This is a genomic window from Streptomyces fragilis, from assembly GCF_003112515.1.
Taxonomy (GTDB): domain Bacteria; phylum Actinomycetota; class Actinomycetes; order Streptomycetales; family Streptomycetaceae; genus Streptomyces; species Streptomyces fragilis.
Genome location: NZ_BEVZ01000006.1, coordinates 1 through 13,990 on the forward strand (window position 1 = coordinate 1; position 13,990 = coordinate 13,990).

11 protein-coding genes and 3 pseudogenes are annotated in these 13,990 nt (G+C 70.1%); 5 read left to right on the forward strand and 9 right to left on the reverse strand.

Annotated features, from left to right (window positions below):
- Positions 1-44 precede the first annotated feature (44 nt).
- A pseudogene (locus tag Sfr03f_RS20805) lies at positions 45-755 on the forward strand (IS5 family transposase).
- On the opposite strand, the gene Sfr03f_RS20810 reads toward Sfr03f_RS20805, so the two are convergent.
- From Sfr03f_RS20810 to Sfr03f_RS20830, 5 genes and pseudogenes are all read right to left on the reverse strand, one after another.
- Positions 742-1,029 carry a DUF1877 family protein gene (locus tag Sfr03f_RS20810; RefSeq protein WP_108955518.1) on the reverse strand — a complete coding sequence of 96 codons (288 nt, stop codon included), beginning with the start codon at positions 1,027-1,029 and terminating at the stop codon, positions 742-744. The pseudogene Sfr03f_RS20805 and the gene Sfr03f_RS20810 overlap by 14 nt on opposite strands.
- Positions 1,005-1,399: pseudogene (locus tag Sfr03f_RS20815) on the reverse strand (gfo/Idh/MocA family oxidoreductase); the annotation flags it as partial. The gene Sfr03f_RS20810 and the pseudogene Sfr03f_RS20815, both read right to left, overlap by 25 nt.
- A 41-nt stretch (positions 1,400-1,440) precedes the next feature.
- Entirely contained in the window at positions 1,441-2,739 is a 1,299-nt protein-coding gene (locus Sfr03f_RS20820; RefSeq protein ID WP_108955519.1) for an SGNH/GDSL hydrolase family protein, read from the reverse strand.
- A gap of 155 nt (positions 2,740-2,894) precedes the next feature.
- Entirely contained in the window at positions 2,895-4,874 is a 1,980-nt protein-coding gene (locus tag Sfr03f_RS20825) for an RICIN domain-containing protein (RefSeq protein WP_108955520.1), read from the reverse strand.
- Between the two features lie 263 nt (positions 4,875-5,137).
- Positions 5,138-5,353 carry a hypothetical protein gene (locus Sfr03f_RS20830; RefSeq protein ID WP_108955521.1) on the reverse strand — a complete coding sequence of 72 codons (216 nt, stop codon included), beginning with the start codon at positions 5,351-5,353 and terminating at the stop codon, positions 5,138-5,140.
- 329 nt (positions 5,354-5,682) lie between these two features.
- Between Sfr03f_RS20830 and Sfr03f_RS20835 the strand changes: the two genes are divergently transcribed.
- Positions 5,683-7,596 carry a glycoside hydrolase family 35 protein gene (locus Sfr03f_RS20835; protein WP_245967677.1) on the forward strand — a complete coding sequence of 638 codons (1,914 nt, stop codon included), beginning with the start codon at positions 5,683-5,685 and terminating at the stop codon, positions 7,594-7,596.
- A 298-nt stretch (positions 7,597-7,894) separates the two neighbouring features.
- The gene (locus Sfr03f_RS20840; RefSeq protein ID WP_245967719.1) at positions 7,895-8,560 is read left to right on the forward strand and encodes a hypothetical protein; all 666 of its coding nucleotides are present in this window, start codon (positions 7,895-7,897) and stop codon (positions 8,558-8,560) included.
- A 127-nt stretch (positions 8,561-8,687) separates the two neighbouring features.
- Here Sfr03f_RS20840 and Sfr03f_RS20845 read toward each other — a convergent pair whose 3' ends face one another.
- The gene (locus Sfr03f_RS20845; protein WP_245967678.1) at positions 8,688-8,879 is read right to left on the reverse strand and encodes an antibiotic biosynthesis monooxygenase family protein; all 192 of its coding nucleotides are present in this window, start codon (positions 8,877-8,879) and stop codon (positions 8,688-8,690) included.
- On the opposite strand from Sfr03f_RS20845, the pseudogene Sfr03f_RS20850 reads away from it, so the two are divergent.
- Both Sfr03f_RS20850 and Sfr03f_RS20860 read left to right on the forward strand, forming a co-directional pair.
- A pseudogene (locus Sfr03f_RS20850) lies at positions 8,836-9,306 on the forward strand (IS5 family transposase); the annotation flags it as partial. The gene Sfr03f_RS20845 and the pseudogene Sfr03f_RS20850 overlap by 44 nt on opposite strands.
- A gap of 547 nt (positions 9,307-9,853) precedes the next feature.
- The gene (locus Sfr03f_RS20860) at positions 9,854-10,207 is read left to right on the forward strand and encodes a hypothetical protein (protein WP_108955524.1); all 354 of its coding nucleotides are present in this window, start codon (positions 9,854-9,856) and stop codon (positions 10,205-10,207) included.
- A 992-nt stretch (positions 10,208-11,199) separates the two neighbouring features.
- Here the strand turns inward: Sfr03f_RS20860 and Sfr03f_RS20865 are convergent.
- The 3 genes from Sfr03f_RS20865 to Sfr03f_RS20875 are packed head-to-tail and all read right to left on the reverse strand — an operon-like array spanning position 11,200 to position 13,975.
- The gene (locus tag Sfr03f_RS20865; RefSeq protein ID WP_108955525.1) at positions 11,200-11,775 is read right to left on the reverse strand and encodes a hypothetical protein; all 576 of its coding nucleotides are present in this window, start codon (positions 11,773-11,775) and stop codon (positions 11,200-11,202) included.
- Complete coding sequence (locus Sfr03f_RS20870) at positions 11,772-13,169, reverse strand: MIP/aquaporin family protein (protein WP_108955526.1); 1,398 nt, start codon at positions 13,167-13,169, stop codon at positions 11,772-11,774. The genes Sfr03f_RS20865 and Sfr03f_RS20870 overlap by 4 nt, the downstream gene beginning before the upstream one ends.
- Positions 13,166-13,975: an ABC transporter ATP-binding protein gene (locus Sfr03f_RS20875; protein ID WP_108955527.1), complete on the reverse strand. Its 810-nt coding sequence runs from the start codon at positions 13,973-13,975 to the stop codon at positions 13,166-13,168. Before Sfr03f_RS20875 ends, Sfr03f_RS20870 begins: the two co-directional genes overlap by 4 nt.
- Positions 13,976-13,990 lie beyond the last annotated feature (15 nt).

Here is a 13,990-nt window from a genome sequence, read left to right on the forward strand (position 1 = left end):
AAAAGACATCGCTTCTTATGTCGTGATCGCTCGTTGATCCGTGCATGACGAAGCTCGTTGAGCGGCTGGCGCCGGAAAGACTGTGGGTGCTCTTCAGGCGGGTGGTGCCGCCGACAGTCATGCGTCCACAGGGCGGCGGCCGACGCCGGGCGGTGGACCGTGACGCCCTGGCCGCGATCATCTTCGTGGCGACCTCGGGCTGTACCTGGAGACAGCTCCCGCCGGTGTTCGGCTCCGCCTGGCCCACGGTCTACCGCCGGTTCGCGCAGTGGAGCTGAGATCGGGTCTGCACAAGGCTCCACCGGGTGATCCTGGACGAACTCGGGAGCGCGGGGCGAGCTGGACTGGTCGCGGTGCGCGATCGACTCGGTTAGCCTGCGGGCCGCAAAAGGGGGCCACTAACCGGACCGCATCCGACCGCCCGCGGCCAGCTGGGATCGAAGATCCACCTGGTCACCGACAAGAATGGGCTGCCTCTGTCCCTGGGCATCTCCGGTGCGAACATGCACGACAGTCAGGGCCTGGTTCCACTTGTGCAGGGCATCGAGTCCTCACAGCGGTTGGGCCGACATCGCTGGGTGGTCGAGAGAACCGTGTCCTGGCTGGACGACTGCCGACGGCTCCACCGTCAATACGAACGCAAGGCCGAACACGTCCTGGCCTTCGTTGGTATCGCCGCCGCCCTCATCGGCTACCGCCGGTTGGCCAGGCGAAGCAGTCCATGCAGAGTCCGAAGCCGGGTCAGGCCAGCATGAGGGCAACGGCGTCGCCTGCTGTGGCGGCACCTACGAAGAACCGGGTCAGCTCCTCGTAGTCGTGCCGCAGGGTGTCCAGGTCCGTGGGGACCTCGGCGTCGGATTCCGGCAGGAGGTAGATCTCGGCACGGTACATGGAGGCCAGGTCGTAGTGCCAGGCGAGTACATCGAACGTCATGGCGGCGAGGAAGCCGCCCGCCCGGGTGACGTCCTCGGGACTCAGGTAACGGGCGGATCCGTAGTCCAGCTGCCTTTGGCGGTGTCGATCAGACAGGTGACCAGGTCATCGTTGATGTAGGTCTCCTTCCACGAGGGGATGGAACCTGTCGACGAACCGCTCCCGGTAGTCCTGCGAGGCCCTTGGGCTCGGTGGCGGTGGCCCGCAGCACGGTCATGCGGTCGCCGCGCTTGATGTCCATCGCGGCGGCGACCGGCGCCAGGCCGTGCATGACGTAGAAGGACGCGGTGCTGCGGGTGTGCCACAGGCGGCGCCAGGAATCGGTGTAGTACGTGTCGGAGAACAGCAGGCTCCGAAGATCGTGCAGATAACCGCCGTGGCCGTTGGTGACGTCGCCGAACAGTCCTTCGTGTGCCATCTTCAGCATGGCCAGCCCGTTGCGGCCGTAGGAGCAATTTTCCGCGTCCGCAAGGCTCGGACGCGGCGCGGAGCGAGCGGATGCGCGTACTAGGGGATGGTCAAGGAGCAGACGCGGCTGCCGGGGTCGAAGATGCGCAGGTCTTTGATCATCTTGTGGGCCAGGAGCAGGTGCCCGCGCTGGTCGGGGTGCAGCCCGTCCCCCAGGAGATCGGTGGGCACGCTGCCCCCGTGGGCCGCCGTCCAGTGGGCGTGGTGGTCGACGAGGACGACACCTTGTTCCTGTGCGACCGACCGCATGGTCTCGGCGTAGTCGCCGAGTGCCGTGCGGTTGCTCCATCGGGTGAGGTCCACGGGGTTGGGGGTCTGCAGGACCGGGACGACCGCGCCGGGCAGGGCGCGGACGGCGGCGACGAGTCTGAGGAGGTTCGCCCGGTAGACCGCCGGGCCGATGCCCGGGGTTGCGACATCGTTGGTGCCCAGCATGATCGACACGACACGCGGTGCGAACGACGTCACCCGCTGGGGGAACGCCGCCACCAGGTCGTTGGTGGTGCTGCCGCTGACACCGGTGTCGACCACGAAGTCGGTGTTCTTGGCCTTGCCCAGCTCCCAGCGCACGCGCTCCTGGAAGTGCTCGGCGTAGCTACGCCAGCCGTTGGTCCACAGGGCGCCGTGCGTGATGCTGTCACCCGTCATCACCCAGTTGGCGGGGGTGTCGGAGTTGAGGATCCCGGAGATGGCGCCGAAGTCCGCGAGGTCCACGCGAACGCTCTCCGCCTGAAGTTCCGCCTGGCTCAGTACCCGGTCGTAGACGGCGACCCGGCGGATGCCGCCGGTGTAGAACCATTCGCCGCCGGGATGGGTGCTGTCGACGTTGCGTCCCACGTTGACCGAGGCCAGGTCGGCGACGGCGGAGAAGAACTGGGTGTTCGCCAGGGGCAGTACGGGGCGTCCGTCGGCGTGGATGGTGGTGCCGTTGCCGGAGACCGTCACTGCGAAGGTGTGCCAGGCGCCGTCGTCGTACATCGTGCGGGTGAGACGGTTCACCTTGACGGAGCCCTTGTCCCGGACGACGAACTGCAGGGCGCCGCCGGCCAGTCCCAGGAAGACCTCGCTGGACGGCTCCGCCGGATTCGACACGCTGAGGAGGGTCATCGCCTGATTGCGGCTGGTGGTCCTGCAGGTGGCGAGGACGGTCCCGGTGCTCAGTCCCTTGACGGCGGCCACCTGTTCGGAGAGGTCGGTGTACGACGTGCCGTCGTAGGTCTTCTCGATCCGGTGATCCAGTACCGGTCCCACGGTCTGTGCGGCGAACGCACGGCCCGCGGGGACGGTGATCGCGGCGGCCAGGGAGCCGGCGGCGGCCAGTACGGTTCGTCTCCGCATGGTCTTTCCCTTGTGCGATGGGGCGGCCCACGCGGGCCGCTTCGGTCGGACGGCAGGACGGGTGTCGTACGTGCGGACGGAGATCCGGCGGGTGGTCTCCCACTCGCCATCGGCGTGCTCCGGGGCCCGGCCTGCAGCGGCCGGACCCCGTTGCTTCAGGGTTGCGGGACCAAGTTCCAGGTCTGGATCGCGGTGGAGTCGGCCGGCTGCTGGGAGATCAGCCCTCCGTCGGTACCGGATGCCAAGGTCAGCAGCAGTCCACTGGACTTGGCGGTCAGGGTGTAGCCGCCGTCCTTCCACGTGGCGGTCCAGCGCTGGTTCGCCGCTCCGCTGCACGGCCACTGAATGACGGCCGCACCCGCGTGCGCGGAGTTGTCGCGGACGTCCGCGCACAGGCCCGAGTGCACGTTCCGCAGGGTGTGGGTGCCGTCCGCGTTGCGAGTGACCGTCCACTTCTGGTTGTCGCCGCCGTGCCACTTCCAGCCGTGCAGCTGGGTGCCCTGCACGGTGGAGTTGGCGGGCACGTCGACGGCCTGGCCGCCCACGGAGATTTGGTACACCCCGTTTGCCGGCCCCGGCGCAGCGGTGCAGGCCGTCGTCGCCTGGTGGGCGCCGCGATCGGGGACGCAACCGGCCGTGACCGGGTTGCCGAAGTAGTCGCGGCCGCCGGGCGAGGCCATAGGCCGGCCGTTGGCGAGCGCGGACGAGCCGGCCTGGAGCCGGTAACCGTCCGCGTCGGCGTGCGAGGTCGCGGTGCCCGGTGCGGCGAGCTTGGGGTCGGCGGTCACCTTGTTCGCGTCGGTCGGCTCACCGGCCGGGTGGCTGCCGTGGAAGACGTTCGAGTCGAAGCCCAGGCTGCCGGCGTTGACGTAGGAGGCCTCGGAGGTGGCCACGTGGAAGATGTTGTTGCTGAAGATCGCGTTCGCGGCGCCCGAGCCGTTGGCGTTGCTGATGATGTCGACCGGACGGGAGAGGTAGAAGGTGTTGTTGTAGATCTGCGTGTTGGTGGTCTTCGCGCAGACGATGTCGAAGAGTTGTCCGCCGTCGTTCTGGCTGATGTTGTAGCGCACGATGTTGTCGGAGGTGGTCGAGCCGGAGCCGTTGCACAGGAGGATGAAGCCGCCCTCGTTGTCGTGGCTGTAGTTGTACTGGTAGACGGTGCCGATGTTGGCCTCGTCGATGTCCAGGCCCTGGCCGTCGCACTCGCTCCTGCCGCCGCTGACCTCGTTGTACTGGTACAGGGCGCGGTCGGTGTTCCAGCCCCAAATGCCGGCCGCGCAGTGGGCCGGTTCCCGCTCGCGGAAGCCGTCGACCCTGTTGTGCTCGACGAGCGCGCCCTCGGTGTGGTGCGGCACGATCGCGTCGCCGCCGATGTCGGTCACGGTGTTGGCGCGGACAACGACCCGGGTCTGCGGTGTCCAGGGCCCGCAGGCCGTACCGCAGTTGGCGTTGTTGAGCTCCGGTCGCAGCATCCATCGCGTCCAGAAGTGGATGCCGTAGCGGTCGACGGTGCGTACCGTGTTGTTCTCGACCAGCACGTCGTCGAACCGGGTCGGTGTCGTGTGGCCAAGGACCTCGAAGAAGATGCCCGCGCTGGCGTCGTCGTCCTTCTTGGTCTGGTTGCCGTTGACGTCGTGCACGTACAGGCCACGGACCCGGTAGTACGTTCCCGTTCCGGAATCGGTGCGGGTGATATGAACGCCGCGCCTGGTCGCCGCGGTGTCCCCCTTGTTGGAGATGTCGAGGTTGGCGATCTCCCAGTGCTCCTGATCCGCGAGCCGGACCACGTCCGTCACCTGGCCGGCGCCGGCCAGCTTCGGTCTGGCGCCGCTGCCGTAGGCGTCGATCCGGATCGGACTCCCCGGAGATCCCGAGCCCTTGGGGAAGAGCTGCTGCCCGGTGCAGGTGGAGCCGCGCTTGAGGAGGATTGCCTCACCCGGCTGGAACGCACGGGCGTTGACCGTCGCCAGAGTGTTCCACGGCTTGGCCTGGCTGCCGTCGCCGCCGGCGGCGGCACCGCAGTCCACGTGGAAGGACTGGGCCTGCGCCGACGCATGGCTGGCGGGCGCGAACCCCACCGAGGTGAGGGGGAGGGACAGGACGGACAGGAGCAGGGTCAGTCTTCGTAAGCGCACGGTGTCTCCCTGCGGGGTCGTGGGACGGAACCGGGAGGTGCGATGTGCTCGTTCGGGCTGGTCGGACGCGTCGGAAGACGTCTGATGTCTTGACCACCAGGACGGTAGGAGAGGTGTAAGGACCTCGTCAAGAGTGCACGCGCCGCACCTTCGGCTCCGTGCCGCTGTCCGATGACGCACAGTCCGGCCGTTCCTCCGGATCAGGGCCGCCGACCGGGTCAAGTCCGTCCGCCGCTCCGGGGTCGGACCGGCGCGGTGCCGGCTCACGCCATTAGCGAGGGCTCGACGGACACGGGGCCGGTCACCGACTCCGGCTCCGTGACCATCCGCACCAGGTCAGGGGTGAGCTCTTCGATTCTCGCGTCGACGCGGATCAGCGATACGCACAGGACGATCCCCTGAACGACCGGGGCTGCGAGGCGGGACAGGGCCTCCTCGATCGCACTGGTGTCCGGTGAGGAGGCGGTCGTCGTGCTCACCGCGTACCCGCGCTCTCACCGACAGTCTCGATGCCGGCCACAAGGCTTGAGCGCGAGGAGTTTCCGCGCTCCGCAGGGTCGGGACGCCGATCGTCCTGCTGCGCCCTGAGGACGGCATCCGCGCCGCGTTGTCCCGGCCCTCCCTTGCCGTGCCGCAGGCTACGCCTGTCGGCACCGTTGGCATCGATAACACCATCTGCCATAGTTCCGGGTCATGCCTCGCGGGAGGGCCCTGTCGTGCCCCGCCGCAACAGGCTTGCTCCTTCCCGCCCGGTCGCGGCACGCGCGACTGAGGGGCGCGGCGGGACAGGTCCGACGGAGGGTTGGTCATGGTACCGATGACATCCGGGAAGTCCCGGAATGCGGAGGACGGGAGCGGGACGCCGGGGGCCGGGACCGCCGACGGCCGGAAGGCCGGCGGGGTTCTTCCGTCCGGCGGGCAGGTCCCGCTCCCGGGGGCCGCGCCGGGGCCGCTCCTGTCCCATCCGCACGGCCGGCTGCTGCGCGCCGGGCGGCCGCACCGGATCCTGTCGGGGTCGCTGCACTACTTCCGCGTCCATCCCGACCAGTGGGCAGACAGGCTGGAGCGGGTTGCGGCCATGGGCCTGAACACCGTGGACACGTACGTCCCGTGGAACTTCCACGAACCACGCCCGGGCCACCACCGGTTCACCGGGGAACACGACGTCGAGCGCTTCCTGCGCATGGCCCAGGAGACCGGTCTGGACGTCATCGTGCGGCCCGGTCCGTACATCTGCGCCGAGTGGGACAACGGCGGGCTACCGGTCTGGCTGACGGGCCGCCCGGGCATGCGCCCGCGCTCCTCCCACCCGCCGTACCTGGCGGAGGTCGATCGCTGGTTCGACGAGCTGATCCCGCGGATCGCGGCCCTCCAGGCGGGCCGGGGCGGACCGGTGGTCGCCGTGCAGATCGAGAACGAGTACGGCAGCTACGGCGACGACCACTCCTACGTCCGGTGGGTGCGCGACGCCCTCGTCGCACGCGGCATCACCGAACTGCTCTACACGGCCGACGGCCCCACCGAGCTGATGCAGGACGGCGGCGGCCTGCCCGGCCACCTCGCCGCCGCGACGTTCGGCTCCCACGCCGGTGAGGCGGCCGCACTGCTGCGGTCGCGCCGCACCGACGAGCCTTTCCTGTGCGCCGAGTTCTGGAACGGCTGGTTCGACCACTGGGGCGAGAAGCACCACGTCCGGTCGGTTGAGAGCGCCGTCAGCACCCTCTCCGACATCCTCGGCGCCGGCGGTTCGGTCAGCCTCTACATGGCGCACGGCGGCACGAACTTCGGGTTGTGGTCCGGCGCCAACCACGACGGCACGACCTTCCAGCCGACCGTGACCAGCTACGACTCCGACGCGCCGATCGCCGAACACGGGGCGCTCACCGAGAAGTTCCACGCCTTCCGGGCCCTGCTGCACACGGCCGCCGGAGTTCCGCGACGCCCACTGCCCGCCGATCCGCCCCTACTGACCCCCCGCACGCTCCCCGTCACCCGCGAGGCCGGCCTCCTGGGGGCGCTGCGCGCGGTCTCCGCCCCGGTGACGTCCCTCCACCCGCCGAGCTTCGAGGAACTGGACCAGGCCTCGGGGCTGCTCCTCCACCGTGCCACGCCGCACCTGCCGACGGGCAATCACCGGCTCACCGTCCACGGACTGCGCGACCGTGCCCAGGTCTTCCTCGACGGCGCCCCGCTCGGCGTCCTGGACCGGGAGAACGCCTCCCTCGACCTGACAGGCCGCGGTGAACGCGGCGCTCTGGAACTGCTGGTGGAGAACCAGGGGCGGGTGAACTACGGACCCCGGCTCGGCGAGCACAAGGGCATCCTCGGCGGAGTCTCGGTCGGCCCCCGGCTGGTGCACGGCTGGACGACGCACCGGCTGCCACTCGACACCTGGACCGGGGAGGACCTGGCGCGGGCGGTGTCGGCCGCGCCGCCGGAGGGGACCGCCGGATTCGCGACAGCACGATTCACGGTCACCGAACCCGCCGACGGCTTCCTCACCCTCCCCGGCTTCGCCAAGGGCTTCGTGTGGCTCAACGGCACCCTGCTCGGCCGTTATTGGGAGATCGGCCCCCAGCGCACGCTCTACCTGCCCGCACCGCTGCTGGTACCGGGCGGGAACAGCCTCATTCTGCTGGAACTCGAACGGCTGGACGACCGGGTGGAGATCCTCGACCGGCCCGGCCTCGGGCCGGTCGAGGAGTACGTAGAAACCTTCTGACGAGCCCGCCCGCCCCGACGCGGACGTGTTCTGCGCCCTGCGCGGCCGCCGCGGCACTGGGCCTCAGCTTGGCCTCAACTTGCGGGTGCTGGCGGGCACCGTCGTGCCCGCCAGCGCCGCGCCCCTCGCGGCCGACGCGGTGACCGGCTCCGCGGCGACACCGGTGCGGCTGAGCCGGGGCAGCCTGACCGCCACCGTCGCCGAGGGCTTCCTTCAGGTCATCTCCTACCAGCTGGGCACGCGCACCCTCGACGGCCGGGCGACCGCCCTGGACAGCTTCACCCGTCAACGGCACCGCGTGCGCACCGCGCGGCCACCACCATGCAGGCGGCTGGGAGCAGAGCCACCCACAGCTGTCCGCGGGCATCGTCACGAACGCGACCGAGGACTCGCCGCAGAACGACATCACCCGCTGGAACACCCGCCTGAACTCGTCGTCGACGCCGGGAGCGGACGCCGCCGTGCCGAACTCTCCGTCGGCGCCTACACCCACGCACCCCGGGGAGCCACCGAGCCCCGCGTCGCCACCTACGAACTGCCCTGGGCGACCGTGGTCCTCGCCGCCGATGCCAACGACGACGGCACGGTGGACTGGCAGGACGGGGCGATCACCCACCGCGCGAACATGCTGGGTCAGGGACGGCCCGGCCAGCACATCCGTACGCATCGTCTCCCAGTGAGGGCCTGTCCAGCAGCCGGGCACGCGGGTCGGCCCGCCGGTGCGAGGGCGCGGGAAGACGGCGCACCTCCCTCAGCGCCCGCCGCTGGCCCGCCCAGCAGCGACAGGAACTGGCGGCGCGTGGTGCGCGGCCGGGTCGGCATCCTGATGGTCCGTACTCCCGGCGTTGTCTGGGGAGCGATCAGATCGTTCTTTAGGGTGAGGCGCCGGGTCCGGGGCCAGCAGTTTCTTGCGGGACCGCGGAAAGCACAGGCAAGGGTGGTCCCTCGGAGTCACTGCCCGTAACTCCGAGGGACCACCCTTGCTCGACTCGGCGGTCACCGCTGCCGCAGTGCGGTCAGGAGGCGCCGTCTGCGTCATCCCACGCGGCTCGGCCGCGCGAGTTGTTCCGGCATCCGCGGGGCCAGAAACGTCAGACCTGCATGACCACGTCGAAGACCGTGACGCGGTTGTCGTCGGAGAGCGAGTGGGTGGGGTCGGCGTGCGCGGCGCGGAATGCCTCCGACGAGGTGTAGGCGGTGAACGCGGCGTCGTCCTCGAAGTCGAGGACGGCCAGGTAGGCGATCGGCCGGTCCCGCGGCGGGCTGACCACGAAGATCCACATGGCCTGCGACGGGCAGGGCCGGCCGCTCGCCTTCACCCTGACCGGCGGGAACGTCAACGACTGCACCCAGTTCGAGCAGGTCATGGCCCGCATCAACGTCCGCTGGTGCGGGCCCGGCCGGCCCCGAACGCGACCCGATCGCGTCGTCGCGGACAAGGGCTACTCCTCCACCAAGATCCGCTTCTACCTGCGCCGCCGGGGCTTCAAAGCGGCGATCCCGGAGCGGATCGACCAGATCAACGGCCGCATCCGCCGAGGCGAGAGCCGCTGCCGGCTCGACCGGGCCGCCTACCGGCGACGCAACGTCGTCGAGCGCTGCTTCAACAAGCTCAAGCACAACAAGGCCGTGGCCACCCGCTACGACAAACGCGCCCGCCACTACGAAGCCATGGTCACCCTCGCCTGCCTACGACTCTGGCTCCCCTGACTTTGCGGACACGACCTCGGGGCAGAACCTCTCCGTCGCCAGCTCTACCGGGCGCTCGCCGAGCACGCCAAACGCGAGACGTACCCCGAAGCCGTCGAACAGGCCCGCGCCGACTTCGCCACCCTCACTGGCAGCGAGGTTCGTGAACCTCGCACAGAGACCGAGGCCCTAACGACACGTTGAGTTACTTGTCACTTCGCGGCAGCTTCGGGAGAGGAGGGCCAAGTCCGCGGTCCACGCGTCCGGGGCCGACAACTGCCGCTGTCCGTCAGTCGTCTCCAGCGTCCCATCACCGAACGGGCCGAACGGCGACCACGGTCGCCGCCGCAAGACCACCCCATCCCGGATGAGGCCCCGGCAGCGGCGATCCGACCCGGAACCGCAAGGCGTTCCTCACCGCACGCGCACCTTGCCCACGGAGCCTGTGCCGTCGGCTGGCCCGCGAGGAGTTTCGCTGAAGCTCTGGAAAAAAGCCGGTTGGTGGTTGAAGGTTCATCTAAAGCTCTGTCGCACCGGACCTCTGACTACTGGAAGGAACCACGACACGATGAAGAGCCGATCGAAGAAGCTGGCGTTGGGCGCCGTGGCGGCCGTCGCGGTGAGCCTCGCGCTGCCGGCAGCCCCTGCTTTCGCCATCGAGGAGATCGACTGCGGCGCCGGCACAGATTCCGTGAGGGTGACGTACCTGGAGAACGGCACGGAACACGCCCGGTGCTGGACCGGCCCCGGCGACGTCCCGCTCGGACAGAGCGGTGTCACTTCTTTCTCCTCTGGCGCCCATGAAGTGGTCGTCTTCTGGACGGCGAATTCGGGATGGGACGTGGACGTGCTCCCGCCCCACACGTCGGTTCCCTTCACCGGCGCCAACACCTACCACGTCTACGGTTTCCACGTCAGGTAACCGCTGACGGCGGCTGGCCCGGTCCGTCCGGGCCGGCCGTCCGCGGCGCACACGGTGATGAGGGGTGCCCGCCGCCCTGCAGCCGGCGGAACCTCTCGTCCGGAACAGTCCGGGATCGTCCGGCACGGGGGCGGCGCCCGCCGGGGACGGCCACCGGGGACCAACAAATGACCGTGGTCCTCCATCGCCATCGGCGGTCTCGCGCTTCCTCCGGAGCAAGCAGATCCAGTACCAGCCTGCCCACATTCAGGGGGAGCTCCGCCGAGCGTGGCTCGATACGGGACCAAGAGAGGCTCCTCGGACGGAGCGTGGTGCGTAAAAAACCCGCAACGGCCACGAGCCTCGTCTCGATACACCACCCCGCTGTCGTGTCCCCCCGCAGCGGGGACACGACAGCGGTGACTGCCCCTGACTCAGACGCCGGCGGCACGGCGGTTCATAGATCTCGAGGACATGGCACCTGCGGAAGAAGGGAGGGCTACTGGACCGGGCCGCCGTCCCTCATCTCGCGGGACCCAAGCGCAGCGGTTACGGCCAGGTGCTGCGTGATGCGCGCAGATGACCAGTCGCGAGAGCTCTGCGAACGCCCCGGAGCCGCGCACCAATCCGCAGGTCGCCGTTCGCGGAACCTCTGTCAGAACCAGCATGCTGTGCGAGACGGTTCTGACAGGCTGCGCGGGTGGACCTGATCGAAGGACCTGACTGGTGCGGAGGTCGTTCCTGGGCCTTGACGGCCCGGGAACCGGCGGCACCTACCCCGCCGGGCCCGGCCCCGAGGTGCGGAGCTGCACGCGGCTTCCGCAACGCGTCCGGCCCGGCCGGACCTTGATGGTGGCGCCCGACTCCTGCCGCTCCCGACTTCGTGACAATGTGGTCGTCGTACCAGCCGTGGACCGCAGGTGACCACCGTCATCGTCCGGCCTGTGCGCATTAGCTCACGACTGTCGCCGGTTCTGTGCGAACGGCGCTCTGCCTTCGACCGTCCGGTCCGGCTATCGTCTCGGCCCCGCGAAGGCGTAGGCCGTGGTGCCGGCGACCGTGAGGACGAGGGCCGTCCAGGTGCCCGCCGCCGTGCCAGGCGGCAGTAGCATCCAGGTCGCCACCTGCATCGGCACACCCGTGGCGGGTGGGGCGAAGAACGAGAACGCGAGCCAGGCAAACGGCAGCGTCCACCCGAACTGCCCGCCCGAGAGTGCCGCGCCCAGGGCGACCAGCCCCATCAGGCCCGCGCTGTCCCGAACGACGAACGCGATCGTGGCCATGTCCTCGCCCACCGCTTGCACGGCCAGCACCGCCGTGGCGACGATCCCGCTGCTGAGCAGCACGTGCGCCGCTCTGCGGGGTGCCCAGCGGAGGGCGGCCGTCCGGTCCAGCGCGAGATCCTGCCCGCTGAGCCCGATCGAGACCGCCATCGCCGCCGCGGCGAGGACGAGCACGGGCGGCCGTGGGTCCCACGGCTCTCTGCCGCCGTCCCTGGCGAGCGCCCACACCGCCATCGCGCTGAGCATCACTGCGGCGAGTGACGCGGGCACCTGCCGGGAGCGTGCATACAGCATCAGCCACCTCACTGGGACGCACCGCCCTTCAGCGCGTCGAACGCGTCGCCCTCGCAGGAGAACGCGTCGGCGCGCATCGCGTTGATCCGTGCGCGCTGCGCGTCCCGCGAAAGCGCCTCGAGCTCCCTCCACACGGGGCGGGCCTCGGCGTCGGCCTCGCGGCGCAGGCTTGCCGGCCCTGCGCCGGGAAGCGACTTGAGGTCCCCGAGGACCCAGCCCACCGCGACGGTCCGCGCGAACTCGTCCTCTCCGAAGCCGCTCCAGCCGACGGGCTCACACCCCGGCACCATGCCCTTGCCGATCAGCGCCCAGGTCAGCTCCTCGCCCTCCGCGGCGGCGATGATCTCCTCGTCGAAGTCGAAGAGCACGGTCTCCTGGGACCACCGCGGCGTGGAGCCCTCCGGCAGTACGGCGGTGTTCTCCCGGATGGAGACCGGCGCATGGTCTCCCAGAGCGTCGTGCAGCAGGCGCAGCGCCTCCTTGCCAGGCCCCTCCAATCCGGAGAGCCGTCCCTGGTGCGTCTTCGTCACGCACACCGGGCCGTCGCACACCAGCTCCGCGGCGGCCTCGTCCACGACGTACATCCGGCGCGGGTCGGAGGGGAGGACGAGCAGGGCGATCACCGCGCCCGCCAACAGCGGTGTCAGGGCGATCAGCCGAGTGCGCGAGGTGGTGGCGGCCAGCAGGCCGAAACCGGTCGCGGCCAGGCCCAGCAGCCAGATCGTCTGCCCGACGTGCACGGACGCGGAGAGCGTAACCAATACGTCCCGCACCTCCTGCACCGCCGGGGACAGCAACGAGACCCGGTTGGGTTCCGTGACCGGGACGCCCGACGCCGTGTACGTCTGCGTCCGGCCCAACGACATGTGCATCAGGGCCGAGAAGACGAAGGCGCCCATGGCCAGCGCTGGAGGGGTGAGCGCGGACGGCAGGGCGCGACCGGCCCCCATGCCCAGCGTCGCCCCCGCGGCGAGAGAGAGGGCTCCCACCAGCGCGATCGGCAGCCACCCGAGGTGTGTGTACTCGGTATGGGCGAGCACCTGGACCGCGCCGACGAGGACGAGGATCGCGAAGGCCGACGCCAGTGCGATCGCCGTCGTGCCCGCCACCGTGGCCGCGCGGTGCCAGGCGGGCCGCGGCGTGCTCGTCAGCAGCTCGGACATCTTCGAGCGGTGGTCGCGCAAACCCTGCAGCGCGCCGAGCCCCACGGCGAGCGGCCACAGGTAGAACAGCAGGCCGCGGGTGGTCAGGGCCAGGGACGTCCACTGGGCCGTCCACGCCGTGCTGCCCTTCCACCACGCGCCGTCCACCAGGTACAGGAACGCCAGTGCGCTCGTCAGGACCAGGGCGCCGGCCCAGGGGGCGACGGAGCGCTTCAGCTCGGTGCGCAGGACGCGTGTGCTCACCAGGCGCCCCTTCCCCGCTCGGGGCCCTGGAGCAGGGCCGAGTAGCCGCGCTCCAGCGGGCTGTCGCCCACGTGCTCGGGACCACCCGCGGCGGCCAGCTCGTCCGGGGTGCCCTGGAAGACCAGCCGGCCCTCGGCGAGGAGCACCACGTCGGTGCAGGCGGCGGCCACGTCCTCCACCAGGTGGGTGGAGACGAGCACGCAGGTGTCCGTGCCCAGCTCCTGCAACAGCTCGCGGAAACGCAGCCGCTGTGCCGGGTCCAGACCGACCGTCGGCTCGTCCAGCAGCAGGATCGACGGGTCGTTCACTATGGCCTGGGCGATGCCGACGCGCCGCACCATGCCGCCCGACAGGGCCTTCATCCGCTCGTCGGCACGGTCCGCCAGACCCACCCGCTCCACGGCGCGTTGCACCGCTGCGGGGATCTCCGCCTTCGGTACCTCCTTCAGCCACGCCATGTATTCGACGAACTCGCGCACGGTGAACCGCTTGTAGTAGCCGAACTCCTGCGGCAGGTAGCCGATCCGGCGGCGCAGCGCACGGTGCTCACCCATGCCGCCCACGGACTCGCCGAGCAGCTCCAGAGTGCCCTGGGCGGGGTGCAGTACGGTGGCCAGCGCCCGGATGAGGGTGGTCTTGCCCGCCCCGTTGGGGCCGAGCAGGCCGTGTACGCCGGTGCCCAGTGACAGGTCGAGGCCGTCGACGGCCATCCGTTTTCTGCCGGCCCTCACCTTCAGCCCTGTGGCCTGGATCTGCCAGGCGTAGGCCGTCGGCGCGAGGTCGGCCGCGTTCACTGCGGCAATCATGTGGAATCCTCTCCG

Coding starts and splice junctions, on each gene's coding strand:
- Sfr03f_RS20835 (WP_245967677.1), top strand. CDS start 5,683: ATGGTACCGATGACATCCGGGAAGTCCCGGAATGCGGAGGACGGGAGC.
- Sfr03f_RS20875 (WP_108955527.1), bottom strand. CDS start 13,975: ATGATTGCCGCAGTGAACGCGGCCGACCTCGCGCCGACGGCCTACGCC.
- Sfr03f_RS20845 (WP_245967678.1), bottom strand. CDS start 8,879: ATGTGGATCTTCGTGGTCAGCCCGCCGCGGGACCGGCCGATCGCCTAC.
- Sfr03f_RS20820 (WP_108955519.1), bottom strand. CDS start 2,739: ATGCGGAGACGAACCGTACTGGCCGCCGCCGGCTCCCTGGCCGCCGCG.
- Sfr03f_RS20860 (WP_108955524.1), top strand. CDS start 9,854: ATGAAGAGCCGATCGAAGAAGCTGGCGTTGGGCGCCGTGGCGGCCGTC.